Origin of the sequence: Klebsiella sp. RHBSTW-00215 (assembly GCF_014103785.1) — a bacterium.
Taxonomy (GTDB): domain Bacteria; phylum Pseudomonadota; class Gammaproteobacteria; order Enterobacterales; family Enterobacteriaceae; genus Klebsiella.
In genome coordinates this window covers 3,306,696-3,325,783 of sequence record NZ_JABXQS010000001.1, presented here as the reverse complement: position 1 = coordinate 3,325,783, position 19,088 = coordinate 3,306,696, and the positions used below count along the sequence as shown (strand labels likewise).

Genomic DNA, 19,088 nt, shown 5'->3' with positions numbered 1-19,088 from the left:
CGCTGATGGCGTAGGATACATTCGTGGGAGCTGGGGCGATAAGTACCGCCTGATGATAGTCGGTGTGCCTTGGTATTGTTCACCATGGCTTCAGCCGTCACAACGAGGAGGGATCGCGAATGAGGCTCCGACAGGCTGTAAGTTGGAATCTTTTCTCCGGCACCACTCCGCTCTGCGGGGCTTGTCTGAGCATATAAATATCCTCCCGTCTTTCTGACCCGGGAGGATATTCCGGAGTGCTAGAACTGATACGTCACACCAACAGCAACGACGTCATCGGTGCTGATACCTGCATAACGGGTGAATGCAGATTTATCAATCTGGTTGATTTTGTAATCGACCATCGCTGAGAAGTTTTTGTTGAAGTAGTAGGTCATGCCAACATCAAAATATTTCACCAGGTCCTGGTCGCCGTAGCCATGCTCCAGATCTTTACCTTTGGTCTGAACGTAACCCAGGGACGGACGCAGGCCAAAGTCAAACTGGTACTGAGCAACCGCCTCGACGTTTTTGGACGTGTTAGCAAAACCTTTACTGCCGATCGGTGTCATGTTTTGCGCAACGCTGTACATGACCGCCAGATAGATATCATTAGCGTCGTATTTTATCCCCGTCACCCATGCTTCTGCGTTGCTGCCATAACCCAGTGCCTGAGAATTCTGTAAGTCAGTACGATCAGATTTAGCGTATGCACCAACCAGGGTCACCGGACTGCTGTCGAAATTGTAAGACAGGGATGCCCCAAAACCGTCACCATTCTGTTTACGTTGCTGCTCTGCAGTAATGGAGGTTGCAGAAGGCGTAATCCCCTGACGCTCTCGCCTGAGCTGGCGCACCCAGCTCTCAAGCGTGGTAGAACCGACACTCATCGCCACTGGCTTGTCGATATGAGTAGCCCTTATCAACAATCAGCTGGGCACATTCCAGCCTGAACTCAGGGGTGAAAGTACGCTTAGTTTTCTTGTTCATTAAGTCACCTGTTTTATGTTGAGGTGAGAATATCACCTTTAATCTGGTGGCCAATTTTATTGTTCCACTACAGTGAGTTAAGGGCCGCAATGCATGCCAGGCGAGTTGTGAGGTAAGGGGATTTGGCCGGGGCTTTTTGTTTCTGCAATCCGGTCAGGGCTCTCGAGAAGAGACATGTTGTACGACACTTAAAAGTTCTCAGTGACGAGCATGCCCAAATTAATCAGTACTACTATTTGAAGGTTTAAGTAAGAAAACAAATTTTGTGCAAGTAGAATGCAAACCGTGATCTCAATCAAAATGATACGCATCCAACTTAAGGAATATTAAGGAACTGTAAATTTTTCCTTTAAGTGGTGGTTTTATGGCGTTAAAAGACTTTTTTGTACAGACGGAACCTCGCAGGCGGCGTTATGGCGTTGCTTTGTTTGTTGGGCTAATTTCGGGTGTGGTTTCGGCATTTGTAAAATGGGGCGCTGAAGTCCCCCTTCCACCACGCAGTCCTGTCGACATGTTTACCAGCGCGTGTGGACCCGAGTCACTTATTCGTGCTGCTGACCAAATAGACTGCTCTAGGAACTTCCTTAACCCACCATACATTTTTTTACGCGATTGGCTGGGAGTAGCTGATCCTAATGCGGCTGTTTATACCTTTGCTGAGCATGCGTTTAACTGGGTTGGTGTGACACACATCATCTTCTCCATCGTTTTCGCCGTAGGATATTGTGTTGTTGCAGAAGTGTTTCCTAAGATTAAATTGTGGCAGGGGCTGCTGGCTGGTGCACTTGCACAGCTGTTTGTCCATATGATTTCATTCCCGCTTATGGGATTAACACCACCTCTTTTTGACCTGCCATGGTATGAAAACGTTTCAGAGATAGTTGGTCACTTAGTATGGTTCTGGTCTATTGAGATAATTCGCCGTGACCTCCGAAACAGGATAACGCATGAACCTGATGCTGAGGTTTCACTAAATTCAGGGTTTAGATAAACTGAGCAACAAGCATTAAAACCCGCTGACAGTGCGGGTTTTATACTTTTAAGACCGGGCATTTGCGTTCCCTTTCTATTCTAACCTTGAGCACGTCAATGTAAGACAAAAGTACCTTGGTGGGCTCAATAATTATATGTTGTTATTCGTTCTGCTTAGGTTGTGAGTGCATCTTGAAAAATCCTAACTCTGACACAGTTATTTTTATTTGGGCTAAAGTTATATGGGGCAAACAGAGACCAACTTCTTTCCTGATAAATCGGTAGCTCGAACTAACAGGATGATGATGCTTCTGTTTGAACCTGCCATGACACCTACCTGTTAGCCTGCTCAATCAGCAGGCTTTTTTTATACTAGTGACTGTCGTTACCCGGCGGCAGATGCATATTAATCTGAAAAAACTTGACATCCTGACATGAAAATCACATATAAAACAACATGATGTGGTTTTTTTATGAACAATGTAAAGTATCAGCATGGTGAATCCACCTGTGTGGAGCGGCGTCCAGCTAATAGAGCGAAAACCCTGTAAATGCAGCATGAGATATGTTTGCTGGGGCATGCATGCTCACCGGGAGGCACCGGCGCCATAACCAATACAAACAAAGAAACAGTAGTAGCAGACTCGCTTCGGCGGGTCTTTTTCATAAAAAAATGCCCACATGGTTTCATGCAGGCAAGGCAGTTATGTTTAGATCCGGTTCCGGTATATGTTTTTTTGTCCGGAAGTCGAAGATACCGACTCAGTTACATTTTGTAAATAACCTCCCAAATTAAAGGGCTATACATTTGCATGGCTTTTTTATTATCAGGTCCCGCGTGAATCATCTACGACGTGCTTTATTGATAAATCCAGCCCGGCGGGCTTAACCCCTTTTAAATACAACCCCATTCGTAATCACGGAGGTGAGGCCTATGAAAATGCCCTATAAACAAGATTTCATCGACGCTCTGCTGGCAGCTAAGGGTAGGGTATCGGTGTAATACTGGCTTTCATCATGGCGTTACGGGGCCGCTATAACGGTGGCACCATGGTCAAGACGTTGATAGACGCGGTTATATGCGCGATGATCGCGTGGTTCATCCATGCCCCTCTCGGCTTTATTGGTCTGAGCAGCAATCTCGCTTATATCGCCAGTGTGTTCATTGTCTTTATCGATAAGGACTCGATTGGCAACTTGATTAAGAAGTTCGCAGCCAGAAAAGCAGGGGTAAATGATGCAAATCAGCCTTTACTGTGCCACTACAAACGGAAATTCGCTATCTGCGTACGCTAACTCTGGTAAGCACGGTTTTATTCGGACTTACGGCTTTGATATTGGGTATAGCCGGTACCCATGCTACTGCGGTTTATGTTGCTGTGGGCGTCTGGGGATTGGCTTTCGGTGGCTCAGCAACCTTATTTCAGACCGCGCTGGCCAGGAGCGCTGGCGAGGCTGCGGATGTTGCGCAGTCGATGTTGGTGACGGTCTGGAATGTTGCTATTGCCAGCGGAGGTATTGTTGGCGGCGTGCTGCTGGGCCACATCGGCGTGGGCGCATTCTCTCCCGCACTGCTAGTGTTGCTGATCGTCACATTCCTGGCGGTCTGGTTTGCTAAAGAAAGCGGTTTTCCGGCTTCATCAGAATGAAATCTGATGTAACCGCGGTATCCTCACTATTCCAGGGCCTAATGCTCACGTAGGTAAAAGCGTGAGCATTACAGGCAGAATAAAATCTGTTAGTACAAATAAGAGGTGAACATTTTCATATTGCTAGCTGCCGGTTTCATTTTTTATCCGTGCATTAATGTATTCCACGGCCTGGGAGACATCCATAATGCCATTAATCGCGTTCGTTACGCCTTGTCCGATAATAATCTCTGCCTGTCGTAGGTTAAAGGGCACCCCTTTATTCCCCTGAGATTCCCTGATTCCTGACATTCCTTTTTCATTCAATAAATTAAACCACGGATAGACGTTGAGAACGTTTTGATCGTGGCTGATTCCGGACCAGGCGCTGTTCCCTCCTAACAGAACCAGATGGCGCGCAATTTCATCGGAATAGAGCCAGTGGAAGAACTGCTCAACCTGTTTTTTCTTTTTACTGTAGCGGGACATGCCAATAGACCCCCCTCCCAGCTGTGGAATCTGTCCCGGAACCTGAGCATAGCCGATTGTAGGGGCAATGGCCGTATGTGCAACGTCATTGAACAAGTTGAGATACATAATCAGCATGGCAAGATTTCCGCGCTCAAACTGTTTAACAGCGTCACTCCACCATTCTCCGGGTAGGTTCACCGCGAAGGAAAGCTGTTGCAGGTACTGATCAAGAGCGATTGCGGCAAGTGAAGCATCCAGCTGCACGGGTTCACCTTCACGCACCAGACGTCCGCCGAGAGCGTAATAACGCAGCAGATATTCGGTGGCAATAAGCCCTGAACTACCCAGTGTTATTGCCGTTCCCATCGGACGCAGCCGGTTATCAGGTTGATGCAGCTTACTGAAGAAAGCCGCTATTTCATCGAATTGTGCAAAGTTCTCAGGCAGCGTTAATTCTTTACCCGTTGTTTCATAAAACATCCGTTTTATCGTCGCATCCTCAAAGAGATCGCGTCGGTAAAACAGGAGCTGCATACTAGCATCAAAAGGAATTGCCCAAGCGGTCCCATTCACCAGGCCGAAGTGCTGCTGAATTTGCTCAGAGAAGTTATCCAGGAGTAGCGGAAGGGTAGGGGAAACAGACTCCAGAGGTAATAAAACTTTCTCTGCAAACCAGGGAAAACAAGCCATATCGATTCGTAGCAGATCGTAATAGGGATGCAGATGAAGGTGGGAGAGAATTTCAAATACTTCATCATAAGGATAAACCGCGAGATTTACCTTAATGCCAGTCTGGCGATAAAGGTGGGGTAATAGTTTCTTCAGCGCATCGGTTGAGGGACTAGGCAAAATCAACATATTCAGCGCTGCCTCGGCTTCAGGCGGCTGTACGAACTGGCCATTCAAAGAAAAACCGCAATTGGTCAGAATGCGATGCTTATCCTGGTTTTTGGGCTGACGAATGTGGGAAGCCATTGATGTCCCCAGGCGACCATAATCCATCTGGTAGCTTGTGACGCCCTCAAAAGCAGCAGGCAGATTATCACTCAATTGCAGTACTGGTGGACAGGACCGGGAACTACCAAACCAGGCTGCTTGCGTCAATGCACGCGTTTTATCACTATTCTGAACGATAAAAAGATCAGGTGGTGCCCCGCGGAAAAAATCAAATGCGACGGTGTTCGATTCACTGGCGAGTGCCGGTAAAATCGTGAGTTTAGTTTGCGGACTCAACGCTCGGCATGTTTCCTGTATCGCCTGAATAAAACATGTGCTGTGAGCGTATTCAAGCGGTTCGCAGAAAACGCCGATATGGCTCGGTTGCTGCATCAACGCCCTTTTTGCTATTTCTTCACCCGCAGTCGCGTAATCCAGACTGAAGTAATATTCAGCCCCAGCAGGTTGCCGATATGCAAAAAGAATATTCTCCGCAGGCAGTTTGAGCACTTCGTAATAGGGTTGGCTATTGCTCAGGCAACTGACGGTGACAATAGTCTGGTAAGACTTCGCCGTCAGCGTTTGCAGAATCTCCAGTTCCAGATTGGATAGGTCATTCGTCAGATAAAGATCCAATGGTTCGCTTAACGAAGGCTTACAGACCTGGTGTAAACCCCGATAAAGCTGATAGTACTGCTCCGTATTAATATCCGGCAAAATCAGCGCTATCCCTTGGCTTTTGCTGGCCCTCAGCGATTGCGCCTGTGCATTTAACTGATAGCCAACTTCCTTAGCTGCGCGTTGAACCGCTTCAATCTTTTCAACGCTCACATTTCCTCTGCCATTGAGAACATTAGAGACGGTTCCGTGCGAAACACCGGCAATTCTTGCTATGTCTTTGATAGTTGGCATTTTTACATCCTTTCTTTGATGCTTCGATGCTAGCACGGCGTTCATCCGGAAACTATCGTAGTTGATATTATTTGAACGTTACAAAATAAAATTGAGTCATTTTTACTCTAAAAATTCTCGATCTACTTAAGGCTAAATCACTTAATGATGTGGTTTAAATTACAACGTAATGAAATTATTAATAAAAATAATAAATCCTTGAAGGGGATCACTTCTGGGAGAAAAGATCGTTGTTTGCGTGAAAGAGTAGAATGATAATTGACACGTTCCAATTACGTTTTATTACATTATCGATTAAAAAAACAGCATTACGTTTGTGATAAGAGGGAAATTATGAAGATCCATTTTCTGGGAACGGCAGCATCTGAAGGGATACCTAATCCTTTTTGCCGCTGTGAGCACTGTCAACACGCTCGCATACGTAAAGGAAAAGACTTACGTACACACTCATCAGCGATTATTGATGATGAACTGTTGATTGATGTCGCGCCTGAATTCAGCCAGCAACTGCTTCGTGAGGGTCTGGACGCAACGGAGATCAGGTCGCTACTGTTTACCCATACTCATCCCGATCATTTCAACGTCGGCGATCTTTTTAGCCGAATGGAAGGTTACGGATTTGAAATTACTCATCCGCTACATATCTTTGGGAATGATCGCGCCATTAACGGTGCGGCAGAGGTTTTGCCGGGTTACAGCGCTGAAAGATTTGCTTTTCATTGCCTGGTGCCCTTCGTGACGGTTGAAACCCGTGGATATCGTATTACCCCATTGCTGGCTAACCATGCCAAATGGGAGCTTTGTTATACCTGGTTTATCGAAAAAGAAGGTCAGTCAATTTTCTACGGCCATGACTCTGGCTGGTTTCCTGAGCTTACCTGGCAGTGGCTGGAAGGGAAAAAAATTGATTTGGCCGTTCTCGAATGTACCTACGGCTTTAATGGCGACAATCGTACAAATAACCATATGAGTCTGGAAACGGTCTTCGCCGCCAGAGACAGGCTTGCAGAGCTGGGCTGCCTTAATAAAAAAAGTAAACTCATCGTCTCACATATTTCACACAGCGGCGGCCTGCTACATGATGAGCTCGTGGCGGTGTGCGATAAAGAGAACATTCTTGTCGCCTGGGATGGGCTTAACCTGAGCATCAATCAATAAAGGATATGCAATATGGACCTTAATAAAACACCACGCCTGTTGATTATGATGTTCATACAGTACTTTATGCAGGGGGCATGGAATATGACCATGGGGCTGGTATTAAGCACCTATGGTATGGCGACCATAATTGGTTCATCCTATGCCTTACTTGGACTGGCGACCATTCTCTCACCTTTATTTATTGGCATGGTAGCCGACCGTTTTTTTTCATCTCAAAAAGTCATGGCGATCCTGCATTTAATTAATGCTGGCATTCTGTTGTTTGTTCCGCAGTTCATCGAAGCACAAAACACGGGCATGACGCTGACCATGATTTTTCTCGTTGGACTACTTTTTTATCCAACAACTGCGCTGGCAAATAGTATCAGTTTCAGCCATATTAACGGGGTAAAATACTTCCCGTTTATACGTGTTTTCGGCACATTTGGCTTTATGGTTATCGGCTTTATTATTGGTGAAATGGGCTTTTCCGGCAACACCATCACCTGGTATATTGCGTCAGCCTCCGGTGTCGTTCTTGGCCTATATTGCTTTACGTTACCGAATACTCCGCCAAGAGCTAAAGGGAGTGCCTTTACCCTTCGCGATCTCTTATGTCTGGATGCTCTGGCACTCTTCAAAGATCGTAGCTTTACGGTTCTGATGCTCAGTATTTTTGTACTGATGATCCCAAAAACTGCTTACTCCGCCTATATTCCCGTCTTTTTAAAAGCACTTGGTTTTGATAACGCTGCAACAATGATGCAGGTAGGCATTGCCTGTGAAGTCGTTTTCATGTTCCTCCTGTCGTTCTTCCTACTGAAAGCAGGCTTCAAAATCACTCTGATGCTTGGCGCTGTTTGCTGGATCATTCGTACGCTGTTGTTTGCCCATGCCTCTCTGGATGCCAACATGATGTTTGTGCTGATCGGTTTGATGTTACAGGGTTTCTGCTGGGACTTTTTCTTTACCGTGGGCGATATTTATGTTGACCGTAAAGCCGCGCCAGAGATTAAAGCGCAAGCCCAAAGTTTGCGATTTATCGTCTCCAACGGCGTGGGCCTACTGTTCGCCTCTACCGTATGCGGGCAGATCTTTAACAGTACCGTGACTGAACAAGGTCCTGAGGCTTTACCGCAATGGGAGACATTCTGGTTAGTTTCTGCCGGTGTTGCCGCGGTGGTGAGCGTCTTCTTCCTGATTTTCTTCCGGGATGATCTTTCAAAACGCAAAACAGATCTCTCCCTGAAAAAAGCAAATTCCTGAATTATTGAGGATGTCTCATTAAGGTAATTGCATGAATAATCTGGCCGCCATTATCAATGAACAAGGTTTTTTACCGTTAGTTACGATCGTCAAAATCAGCATTGCGTTTATTCTGGGAGGCATTATTGGCCTTGAAAGAGAATCGAAAGGGAAACCCGTCGGATTCAAAACTTGTGTCATTTTGTCTGTCGCCAGCTGCGTGTTAACTGTTGTTTCAATACAGTCAGCTGAATACTATGCAGAAATTTCGATGAATATTCGTAGCGATCCAATGCGTCTGGCGGCTCAGATTATCAGTGGCGTGGGTTTTCTGGGGGCGGGAGTGATTCTGCACCGACACGACGATGCTATTTCTGGCCTCACGACAGCGGCAATCGTCTGGGCATCTGCCGGGATGGGAATCGCCTGCGGTGCCGGTTTTTATTTTCACGCATTCTTTGCTACAGGGTTATTTTTATTGGCAATAAAATTGAGTCCATTTATCATTTTCTTACAAACTAAGAATCAATTTCCAGGTAAAGTGAAAGTTCGAGTCATTCTTGATGAACGCGATGCGCTTGAAAATTTGATAACACGCATTCATCAGCAAAAGAATATCATTGAAAACATTACCATCAGAGATATTAAAAAAGGGAAAATAGAGGTTAACTTAAAAGTTGTCATTCGTAAAAAGATGACCTTACCCGACTTGTACCACGATCTTACTCATGTTGAGCACGTTTGTGCAATTGCTCTTGAACATTGAGTTGGCTGAAGCGATAGGCGCTAGCCCCATACGCAGCTTATTGGCGTATGGGGAAGCACTGTAATGCCAAACGCGAAAATTTGATATTACGGTCGTGGTTATTCACGGATAGTGCAGGCTAGTTTAATTCTCTGATGATAATCTCCTCAAGCTTTTCAATACTTATCTTTCTTATTTGTTCGCATGAGAGGTGAGGTCTGACAATACGCAGATGCATTTTTTCATCTACGATTAATATCAATGGCCTCTCATGGTTACTACGGGTAATGTCTAAAATTGAACATATTCGCCACATTCGTATTAAACCTGTAGTTAAAAATAGAGATGTTATATATCCGGTTAAATCATGCAGCCTTGTGCAAAATGATAACCGATATCATCCCCAGGATGAGGAGATGGATGGGTTCTGATATAATATCTACCCGCGACCTGATTGAGAATTACTCTGTCTTTCTTTTCCCATTTGTTATTATTCTGATTCAGAGTGAACAGGGTTGAACCATTAACTAAATGGCTCAATATCCATTGTCTGTTCCTGCAAATTCCAGGTTTAATGATGCCATCTAACTCATGGTGGATATAAAACTCTACGAGCAATAAATGACTGTCATTATACCTTGCGCCAGCAATAAGGAATTTGGCCCAACGATAGCTATGCATGATTTTCCTCTTAATTATTAATGTTACTTACTAAGTCAAATTCAACAGATTATCTGCATGAAGTGACTGAGTGTTCTTGTTTTAAAATATATAAAGAAGAGGCCATTAATTCAATGCGGAATTTATTTATCAATAATTATAGATGTAAAAGGTTCAATAGATTAATTTTTAAATATTTATAATGTAATTTTAATTTGAAAAAGAATTTTTACGTGAAATTTAACTGTTTTTTATTAGGTTTTAATCGCTGTAAAGTGTGATGGTTTGATACTTAATGTATGTTTTTGTTTTTAATTATTCTAAATCGTTTAAATGTGTAGGTTATTGTTTCTTATGCGCCCATAATTTTGAGGCTGCACACATAATTAAAATAAAGTAATTAACTGTATAACATTTAGTATGCTTTTATTGATACTATTGATTTACCAACACGATACATTACTTCAATCTTCCCGGGATGCGGCAGGGCTGAATATGCCATGGACTTCTCTTGCCGCAGCAACCGTGGTGTTCACAGGATGCAGAATCATTATGAAGTACTTAATCGAAAACAAAGTATTTTATAACTCTGGGTCGGGTAAACTCATTCATATCGATATTGGCGTAACGGAAAAACACCAGTTAACAAAAACGGCTAATCATATTCTGGCGATACTGATTGCATCTCATGGTGAGGTTGTGTCCCGGCAAAGCCTATTAGAGAGGGTGTGGGAGTCGCGGGGGCACGCAGCATCAAACTCCTCTTTAAATCAGTATATTAGTATTCTCAGAAAGAAGTTATCATCCTTAACGGGAATAGATAATACTATTTTGACAATCCCCGGCGCTGGCTTCTCTCTCTCAGCAGAGATCAAAATAAAACGATGTGATGAAGCCGTTAAGGGCGTCTCCTCTCCAGGAAGGTTTCGTCACCTGAAACTCGGTGGAGCTATGGCTCTTGTATGCAGCCTGATTTTTATTTTTGCCATAAAATATGAAGTTGCTGCAACATCGATCCTGGCGAAAGAATCAGATAACCTGACTCGTATTGGACAGTGCCACATAAAATCTTACGTCCAGATTCCAGAGAGTATGCAGGGGAAAATTATTAATGTTCTGACTATGCATCATCCAGGCCTGCTTGAGTATTGTCAGAGCAATCCAGCCAGGTTGATAATTTATGTCCAAAGAAGCGTACTTCATGGTCGGTCTGGAGAAATATTTTCCTCATTTTGCCCTATGGATAGCATAAGCAATAAAATCATCTACTGTAATAATGTCTATGCAAATAAATGGAGGCAACGTGATTAAGAATAAATTCTATCTATACTCTGTTTTTTTGTGCTGTGCAGTAATTGCTATTGTTTTTTATTTATTAGATTTTTTGAGCAGGAAAAATAAAATAAAAACATATGAGGCAAGTATTTTTTATACTATTTCATCGTTGAACGATTCATATACCTTTGATGGTCGTGTTTTATTTGATATGAGTAATAACACTGGCTATATTGCGTTGTCGGGAAAAATAGTCGATGGCGATGAATCTTACTATCTTTCTCAGGATATTACTTTTGATTATCTGGAGGTAGGCGAAGGGCGATACAAAATCCAGCCCGGGGAGCGACGTGATAATAAACATGGAGATGCTCCTGATAACCTTGTTATGCCAATCTACGATATAATGGGGCTATCAGGAAAATCGCCCATATTTATCTTTACCAAAAGTAGAGACTATATAGTCTGGGGAACACTTAATGCACCGGCTATGACCTGTGTCTTTACTATGGATAGATGAGCGGCGGATATTCGTTGTGTTTTGAATTACTGAAAATCCCCGACGACTCGCGCCGCCGGGAACGATATTACTTCGTTGCCCCTTCCAGAGTCACTTTGTCATTCTCACCGCTGGTGATGGTCTGCTGATGAAGGCTATCGGCGAGCGTGACGTCATTTACCGCGAAGAATTCCCAGACCTGCGGCGTGTTGGCGAACGTCACTTCATCAAACTGACTGTCGTGGAGGAAAGAGATACTGGTGGCTTTGGTATTGCGGAATTTGACGTTGGAAAAACGCAAATTCTGGTGATAAGCATCGCGAGAGTAAGTTAGCCCAAATGACTCCGCCATTTCGGCGATGGTCATCCCATCCACCAGAATGCTATTTTTCGCCGAAGTACCGTCAACGGTGACGTTCTGTACCTGAACATCGCGGAACTGAGCGGGCTCATCGGCTGGCGTCGTATCATTCACATCCGCGCTGTATTTAATCGTAAAAACAAACGGTTCTTTAGCGATATCCTGCATCGCGTTATTGCGGAACAGTACATCGCGCACGCCGCCGCCATAGTAGGGGCGACTCTTCATGCGCAGGCCGACATCGGTCATATACATGACGTTATCCTCGGCGCGAACTTTCTCGATCCATGCTCCGGTATGGCTGCCGGTCACCACGGCACCGTGGCCTTTGCGGAAATAGTTATTAAAGATCCAGGCCCCGCTTTGTGGTTTTTGATGGAAGGTTTCCGCCCCTTTACCAAACCCGGCGGCAAAGTTGACGCAATCATCTCCGGTGTCGAAAAAGTTATTGAAGACTAAAGCGTTTTGACTATTGCCGAACTCCACGCCGTCGGCATTATTGCCATCAAAAGTCTGATGGATCAGCCCGTTAAGGGTAATGTTTTCCGACTCAAGCGCCATCACGCCGTGGAAGGCGGGGTTACGAATGGTGAGTCCGGCAAGGTAGAGATTTTGCACGCCGCGCAGGGTCATCAGGCTGGAACGGCGATTTTTATAGGCGCTATTGCTTTCAACGCCTTCGCCGATGGCTTCCTCGGTCTGATTTTTTGCCAGAATGCCATCTGTGCTGACTTTTTTAGCATTGCTCGCGCGGTACTGCGGTAACTCGTTACCCAGTTCATCGGTAATCGTCGCCTCGCCGCCGTTTTTTACGCCCCGGGTCCAGCCGTTGCCGTCAATAGTGCCTTTACCGACAATGCGAATATTGCGAAACGTTCCGGCAGGGGATTCGCCTTTATCGTTGCTTTCCAGCACGTTAATTAATGATGGCGGGCGACGAGGCTGCGGATGATCGCTGTAGGGATAGAGGTAATAGCCTTTTTCCAGCGGATATTGAGCCGGATCTTCCGAACCGAGGAGCGTGGTTCCTGCGGCAATCTCCAGCGTCATGTCGCTATGCAGGAAGAGGGCACCGGTTTTGAATTCGCCGCCGGAAATCACCACTTTGCAGCCCTGCGGATATTGCGCGACGGTGCAGCTATCAATCGCCTGCTGCAAAGCCTGGGTGTTTAGCGTCGTGCCATCGTCCTTTGCACCGAACGTTTTGGCCTCTATGATGTGCGGCGTTTTTCTGGTTCGCGCTTTAATTACGGCGCTATCCGGGGATTCTTTACCCTCGGCATAGACCGCGCGTACCGTAAATTCATATTCCGTATCCGGCTTCAGGCCGCCGACGGTATAAGTACGCAGGTCGATTGGCTGCTGCCAGCCGTCGCTGGCAACGCGCTGGTAAAAGTTATCAATATAGGGCTTTGCCGGGGAATAGTGGTTCTGATTGTCTCTTGCGCTACCCAACCGCTCGCCGTCACGATAGATAACGTAGTCCACGACCTGCTCCGTCTCTGACTCCGGTTTTTCCCAGACCAGCACCAGGCTGTTTTCATCGGCAGAAAGTATCGGAACCATCACATTCTGCGGCGCGGAAGCGGGCGCATCCTGGTGGTTATCATTCGCGCCGCTGTTGTCATTACAGCCGCTTGCCACCCCGGCCAGAGCGAGGGTGAGTGCCAGCATATAGCGTGAAGGTTTGAAGCTATTGCGCATGGATTTTCCTTAATGTCATATTTTATGGAAAAACAAAACCAAACTTCATTAAAAATGAAATTGTATTTTATATTTTCACTGGAAAATAAACGCGAGTAAGGTCAATCTTTCGCCAGCCGAAAAAATATTTCGTCAGTAAGAAAAAGTGAGTGGGGAAAGGTAAAAAATCCCCCATTATTGGGGGGTAGAGTATTCGATACGATATCCCCTCAAAGACGGCACGATGTGGGCAAATCCAGCGGGCCCCAGATGCATACCGGCAATCAGCAGGTTTTCGCTTGCGGCCTGAGCAAAAATCTTCTCTCGCGTCATTTGCGCTTGTGAAGGATCGCAATCAAAAGCAATTGCGACTGCGGGCTGTGCGGCCTGAATATGTGGAAAATGGACGATATCGCCCCAAATCAGCAGGCTTTGATGAGCCGAATCGATGCGAAATCCGCTGTGCCCGGGGGTATGGCCGGGTAGCCAGAGCGGACGAATACCCTCGACCACTTCACGATTATCCAGAAAACTGAGGTTGTGCGCCCAGGCGTCAAGCGTGCGGCGGGCGAGGGCGAAGTTACGCTGCCCCCGTTCATTGGCCCGTTTTAGCATGTAGTCATCCTGCCAGTATTCGGCTTCCAGAGGGTGAAGATGCAGCCGGGCGTTGGGATAGACTGGCGCCCCGCTCGCATCCAGCAGGCCGCCGATATGATCCGGGTGCGCGTGGGTCAACAGCACGGTATCAATATCTTTCGTCGCGACGCCTGCGGCCTGCAGACTTTCCAGCAATACGCCGCCCGCATTATTCAGTCCTCCCGTACCTGCATCCACCAAAATGGTTCGTCCTCTCCCACGGATAAGATAACCATTAATGTCAATATTACCGGGGTCAGTTATGCCCGCAGAGCGCTGGATTTCCCCGGCGTCATGGCTATCTATACCGGACAGCAGCGCCAGGCTGGCGGCCATGCTGCCATCGCTAAGGGCGGTAACCAGAAAATCGCCAATCTGACGGAAAATAAATGAGGGATTGTGCATACATACCTTTTGCAGGATAAAGAAATCAATAGAGTGACGTTTGATCATGCTACGTTCTGTATTTAGCGGTCGGAAGCGATATTCTTTCACTGCTCAATGATATTTAGTCACTAAAACCGAGATTGCCAGAATGCGAAAGAAACTCCCCAGTAGCGCTTCTCTTCAGGCCTTTGAGGCTGCGGCCCGGCATGGCAATTTTGCCCGCGCGGCGCTCGAGCTGTCGCTCACCGAAGGGGCTATCAGTCGACAAATTGCCCGGCTGGAGTCTCTGTTGAACTGCCAGCTTTTTGAACGGACGGGAAGCAGGGTGCGGCTGAACCCGAACGGTGCGCGCTATGCGCACCATGTGCGCGAAACTCTGGAGCGGCTTGAACGAGATACCCAGTATCTGATGGGCGCAACGAACGGCAGCCGAAGCCTGGAGATTGCCGCGCCGCCGACATTTGCCAGCCGCTGGCTGATCCCTCGTTTAGGGGACTTTCAGCAAAAAAATCTTGATATCACATTGAATATCGCGGTCAGAACCGATCCGTTTATCATCACCGGCAGCGGTTTCGATGCGGCGGTTCACTTTGAACACCCGGCGTGGGCCGGAATGCGTATGCAATTTCTGTTTGAGGAACGGCTGGTTCCGGTATGCCATCCCGCGTTACTGATGAGAGGGGATATCGCCAGCCTGCTGAATGAACTACCGCGCATTCATCGACGGCAGAACCCCGACGCCTGGCCTCGCTACGCTGAAGAGTGCGCCATCGCGCTGGATAATCCGGCGCAGGGTGTACGTTACGATCTGCATGAAATGGCGATTGCCGCCGCGCTGGCCGGACAGGGCGTTGCGCTGGTGCCGCATGCTTATATCGAAAAAGAGCTGGAAAACGGGTTACTGGTTGCTCCGTGGCCGATAGCCAGCAGTCTGAGGAAGCGCTTCTGTCTGGTGAAGCCGCTGGCAAACGGGATCAATGAAGCGGCGCTACAGGCGTTTGAACAGTGGCTGGTGGCGCAATGAAGGCCCGACAGAAAGCCGGGCCACAATCAAACATCAACGCAGCGGAATTCGTACTACGCTTTCTTCGGTATTGGCTTTTGCTGCCGCACCGTCGTTTTTCACGGTGACAAACAGCGCGCGCGCTTTGCTATCCAGCGCCAGGCTGTTTGGGTGTGGAAGCAGCGGAAGGGTTTGCAGATGAGCCAGCGTTTTACTATCAAAGACGGAAAGCGAGCCCGCGCCTTTTTCCACCCGCACGCCGCCGCGATTGGTCACATAAACCCGTTCTTTCTTTTCATCAAGCAGCAGGGAAATCGGCACTTCCTGGGTCTCGACGCTGGTCAGTAGTTTGCCGTCCTGCGCGTTCAGGGCGAACAGGCGATGCCCGCTGCTGCGGCGGGTATACGCCTCTTTCAGGTGATAGTTACGGTATTTATCGCGATCGATCCCCTGGTCAACGCCGAGAATACGATCGTTTTTCCGGTCATATACCAGGTTCAGTAGCTGATCGGCCTGGATCTCGCGCTTGCCAGCGATCTCCAGAGTATCGGCATTGACGGTCATCAACTGACCCTGCATGTTCGAGACGAACACACGGCGTCCTTTTTCATCCAGCGCGATACCGACAGCATAGAAACCGAAGCCGGGAAGCGTTTTCTCCAGCTTGCCGCTGCGGGTATCGACGACGAATAGTACGCTATCCACGCCGTAGCCGAGGCCCGGCAGGAACAGGCGTCCGGTTTGCGCATCGAATCGCGCCTCGCGGACTTTATACAGATGGCCTTCGCTGATTTTGAAACGTTTAAGCTCGGCGAGCATAAAATCGAGGCGCTCGCCGCTCATGCCCGCTTTACGCCAGGCGGATTCGATATTGACCTCATCTTGTAATTTTATCGACCCGAGGCTGCGGTTGGCGGCGGTATCGACTATCCCTACGCTGCCGTTGAAGCCTTCAGTCAGATACAGGCGGTTATGCTCGTCATCCAACGCGACCCCAAAGCCTTTGACATCCATCGGGATGGTAGCCTGCTTTGCCAGGGTTTGCGGGTCAAGGCGCAAGACGGTCGATTTTTTCTCATCTTTCCAGTCCGGAGAGCTGACAAAAAGCGCATTTTGTTTTGCGCTCCAGGCCAGCTCAACCACCGCTGGCGCGACGGCGGCGCGATGAATATCCTCCGGCTTGATAAGCGTCTCCTGCGCCTGAGCGAATGTCGCCGTTGCCATCAGCAAGGCGGTAAATAAACGAAAGTGGATCCCAGACATCCTGTTATCTCCAATTTAGGTGTTCGTTAAAAGCGTAATTCCACGGCGGCACCAATCAGGCGTGAGCGCTGCTGAATGGCGGTATAGACATCGTTGCCGCTGACCATCACCTTGCGATCGGAATCAAACAGGTTTTGCGCGAACAACGTCGCCCGACCGTACATAAAGGTGTAAGCCAGCTGGGCGTTCGCTGACCAGTAGGAGCCAATGCGACCGCGTGAGTCGTTGTCGTAGGCGGAGTAGTAGGAGTCGGAGAAGGCGACGTTGCCGCTCAGCTCCCAGCCGCTGGCAACCTGCCAGGCGGCGCCGACGTTGGCGGTATACGCAGGAGCGCGGGCCAGCTCGTGACCTTCAACGCCGCTGCCGGGGAATTCGGCAATTTTGGTTTTCAGTAAACCGATATTGCCGGAAAGCTCCAGATCCCAACGCGGTGTCCAGGTGGCTCCCATCTCTGCACCCCAGGTTTCAACCTTATCGGCATTACGGATTACCGTAGAGTTGGCGGCAAGATAATAGGGGAGCTGCATGTCCTTGTAGTCGTTATAAAAAAGGTTACCAGTGAGCACCACGTTGCCGTCATTGAGAGCATGGCGGGTATAAAGCTCATAGTTCCAGACGTATTCCGAGTCATAGGTGTAGCTGGTGATCGGTGCGCTCAGCGTGATCCCTGCGCCCCCGGCGTTATAGCCGCGCGCGACGCGTGCCCCCCAGGTCTGATTGGCCTCCGGTTTCCAGGCGACGTCCAGTTTCGGTAAAAAGACGTTATAGGTTTCGTCAAAATCAATGCGCACGCTTTGGCTGCCGCCGAGACGTTTGCGGTGTTCGCGCTCAAAGCGGGTGGAGGTAGTAATATCCACTTGCGGCGTGACCGCCCAGGTTAGCTCGCCGTAGGCGGAACTGGTGCGGGTGTCATCGGTAAAGGTGGAACCGCCAAAGATATAGACCGACTCATCCTGCGAGGCGTCGAAATAGCGTAATCCGGCAAATCCCCGTAGGCGGCTGTCGCTATTGCCGAAGTGCACGACGGGTTCGACATGGAGTTCGCTGCCGTCAATTTTGGCTTTTGGCAGGCCGTCGGCGACGTAGCGGTTAATGTGGAATCCGGTGTAAATAAAGCGGTTTTCCAGCCGCAGGCCGTCATCGCCTTCCCAGGCAAGATCCCAGATACCGCTATTGACGTTGCTTTTAAACACCGCCCGTCGCCAGTCGTGGCGGGGGTTGGTTGGGTGCTGCATTGGGTTAAGACTTTCGTTTTGCGGCGCTCCGCTATCAGAGTGGTTGAAGGTGAGCTTGGTAGTGAGATTGCGCAGGCCCGCCGGGTTAAACAGCAGCTTGGCACGGGCGTTAGTGGTTTGTACCTCGCTCGGGTCGCCAACCGGATCGTAAGCCGGTAAATCGATATCGCTGCGCCGCCGCTGGCGATCGACGCTGGCGCGCAAGGCCAGCTGTTCTTCAATCAGCGGGGCGTTGACCATCGCCGCAAGCTGAGAAGAATGCTGATTACCCGCACCGCCTTTGAAGGCGCTCTCCCAACCAAAATCCGGGTCTTTCGAGGTCATCACGATAGCCCCCGCGATGGCATTGCGTCCCTGAATATAGCTTTGTGGCCCGCGGAAAATCTCCACACGCTCCATATCCCACAGCGATTGCGGGCCGTAAGCCTGCTCGTTATAGGTCAGGGAACGGCCATCGAGAGAAAGCCCCAGGCGCGGGCGGGTACCGCTAAGAAACGCTCCGGCCCCGGTGCTGGGCCCGGAACCATCCACCCCGCGCACGGTGGGCAGATCGTTACCGATGCCGATATCGACGGTGTTAGCGGTCATGCGCATCAGGTCAGAAACCGTTTCGGCTCCCGGCATGCTGTCGATGCGTCGACTATCGAACACTTCAACGCTTGAGCCGGTATCGAGCAACGAGCGGGCAGTTTTCTCGCCAGTGACGATCATTAACTCCTGATCCTGATAGCTGCTATCTGCGCGTTTCTTCTCCTGCTCTTCGGCTTCTGCTGCAATTGCGCTGAGCGGAAGCAGGCAGCACAGGCCGACGAGAAGGGTGGGGATCCCTGAAAAGTACTCTGACTCAGCCTGTTCCGGCTGGTCGGTTAAAGCGTATTGTTGAGCGGCGGTATGCGTGCCCATGTGTCATCTCTCCTTTATCCATAAGGTAAATTGATGACAGTGCTCACGGCTAACGGACGGTGTACCGTTATTAGCGTGTTCTGGCTCTTTTTAAAGCGTTTTAATTAAAATCTAATGCCAGATGTAATTATTTATTTCTGATGATAACGATTTTCATTATCATAT

General features: G+C 48.3%; 14 protein-coding genes and 3 pseudogenes. 9 read left to right on the top strand and 8 right to left on the bottom strand.

Annotation, left to right across the window (positions count from 1 at the left end; translation table 11 throughout):
- Positions 1-239: 239 nt before the first annotated feature.
- Positions 240-767, bottom strand: a pseudogene (locus HV127_RS15695) (porin); the annotation flags it as partial.
- Positions 765-1,005: pseudogene (locus HV127_RS31965) on the bottom strand (transposase); the annotation flags it as partial. The pseudogenes HV127_RS15695 and HV127_RS31965, both read right to left, overlap by 3 nt.
- 328 nt (positions 1,006-1,333) lie before the next feature.
- On the opposite strand from HV127_RS31965, the gene HV127_RS15685 reads away from it, so the two are divergent.
- The 3 genes and pseudogenes from HV127_RS15685 to HV127_RS15675 all read left to right on the top strand — a co-directional run bounded on the left by HV127_RS15685 (position 1,334) and on the right by HV127_RS15675 (position 3,590).
- A complete protein-coding gene (locus tag HV127_RS15685; RefSeq protein WP_182237163.1) occupies positions 1,334-1,960 on the top strand; it encodes a YagU family protein in 627 nt (208 codons plus the stop codon).
- Between the two features lie 915 nt (positions 1,961-2,875).
- Positions 2,876-3,237, top strand: a pseudogene (locus tag HV127_RS15680) (phage holin, lambda family).
- Positions 3,198-3,590, top strand: a complete 393-nt coding sequence (locus HV127_RS15675; protein ID WP_182237161.1) for an MFS transporter — start codon at positions 3,198-3,200, stop codon at positions 3,588-3,590. The pseudogene HV127_RS15680 and the gene HV127_RS15675 overlap by 40 nt, the downstream one beginning before the upstream one ends.
- A gap of 123 nt (positions 3,591-3,713) precedes the next feature.
- Here the strand turns inward: HV127_RS15675 and HV127_RS15670 are convergent, their stop codons facing one another.
- Positions 3,714-5,888: an extracellular solute-binding protein gene (locus HV127_RS15670; RefSeq protein ID WP_182237159.1), complete on the bottom strand. Its 2,175-nt coding sequence runs from the start codon at positions 5,886-5,888 to the stop codon at positions 3,714-3,716.
- A 333-nt stretch (positions 5,889-6,221) separates the two neighbouring features.
- On the opposite strand from HV127_RS15670, the gene HV127_RS15665 reads away from it, so the two are divergent.
- Genes HV127_RS15665 through HV127_RS15655 form a run of 3 tightly spaced genes read left to right on the top strand, consistent with a single transcriptional unit; the run spans position 6,222 to position 9,039 of the window.
- Entirely contained in the window at positions 6,222-7,046 is an 825-nt protein-coding gene (locus HV127_RS15665) for an MBL fold metallo-hydrolase (RefSeq protein ID WP_182240672.1), read from the top strand.
- A 12-nt stretch (positions 7,047-7,058) separates the two neighbouring features.
- A complete protein-coding gene (locus HV127_RS15660) occupies positions 7,059-8,294 on the top strand; it encodes an MFS transporter (RefSeq protein WP_139538900.1) in 1,236 nt (411 codons plus the stop codon).
- Positions 8,295-8,325: 31 nt separating this feature from the next.
- Complete coding sequence (locus HV127_RS15655) at positions 8,326-9,039, top strand: MgtC/SapB family protein (RefSeq protein ID WP_139538901.1); 714 nt, start codon at positions 8,326-8,328, stop codon at positions 9,037-9,039.
- A 339-nt stretch (positions 9,040-9,378) separates the two neighbouring features.
- Here HV127_RS15655 and HV127_RS15650 read toward each other — a convergent pair whose 3' ends face one another.
- Positions 9,379-9,699 (bottom strand): hypothetical protein, encoded by a 321-nt coding sequence (locus tag HV127_RS15650; RefSeq protein WP_139538902.1) that lies wholly within the window; start codon positions 9,697-9,699, stop codon positions 9,379-9,381.
- A gap of 531 nt (positions 9,700-10,230) precedes the next feature.
- Here HV127_RS15650 and HV127_RS15645 point away from each other — a divergent pair.
- On the top strand, positions 10,231-10,989 hold the full coding sequence (locus HV127_RS15645) for a helix-turn-helix domain-containing protein (protein ID WP_182237157.1): 759 nt from the start codon (positions 10,231-10,233) through the stop codon (positions 10,987-10,989).
- Positions 10,982-11,473: a hypothetical protein gene (locus tag HV127_RS15640; protein ID WP_228727465.1), complete on the top strand. Its 492-nt coding sequence runs from the start codon at positions 10,982-10,984 to the stop codon at positions 11,471-11,473. The genes HV127_RS15645 and HV127_RS15640 overlap by 8 nt, the downstream gene beginning before the upstream one ends.
- A gap of 67 nt (positions 11,474-11,540) precedes the next feature.
- On the opposite strand, the gene HV127_RS15635 is transcribed toward HV127_RS15640, so the two are convergent.
- Together HV127_RS15635 and HV127_RS15630 are read right to left on the bottom strand one after the other, a co-directional pair.
- Positions 11,541-13,517: a glycoside hydrolase family 28 protein gene (locus HV127_RS15635; protein ID WP_182237153.1), complete on the bottom strand. Its 1,977-nt coding sequence runs from the start codon at positions 13,515-13,517 to the stop codon at positions 11,541-11,543.
- Positions 13,518-13,691: 174 nt separating this feature from the next.
- Complete coding sequence (locus tag HV127_RS15630; RefSeq protein ID WP_182240670.1) at positions 13,692-14,537, bottom strand: MBL fold metallo-hydrolase; 846 nt, start codon at positions 14,535-14,537, stop codon at positions 13,692-13,694.
- A gap of 130 nt (positions 14,538-14,667) precedes the next feature.
- On the opposite strand from HV127_RS15630, the gene HV127_RS15625 reads away from it, so the two are divergent.
- A complete protein-coding gene (locus HV127_RS15625) occupies positions 14,668-15,543 on the top strand; it encodes a LysR substrate-binding domain-containing protein (RefSeq protein WP_182237151.1) in 876 nt (291 codons plus the stop codon).
- A gap of 33 nt (positions 15,544-15,576) precedes the next feature.
- On the opposite strand, the gene HV127_RS15620 is transcribed toward HV127_RS15625, so the two are convergent.
- Together HV127_RS15620 and HV127_RS15615 are read right to left on the bottom strand one after the other, a co-directional pair.
- Positions 15,577-16,785: a hypothetical protein gene (locus HV127_RS15620; protein WP_182237149.1), complete on the bottom strand. Its 1,209-nt coding sequence runs from the start codon at positions 16,783-16,785 to the stop codon at positions 15,577-15,579.
- Between the two features lie 26 nt (positions 16,786-16,811).
- The gene (locus HV127_RS15615; protein WP_182237147.1) at positions 16,812-18,923 is read right to left on the bottom strand and encodes a TonB-dependent receptor; all 2,112 of its coding nucleotides are present in this window, start codon (positions 18,921-18,923) and stop codon (positions 16,812-16,814) included.
- Between the last annotated feature and the right edge of the window lie 165 nt (positions 18,924-19,088).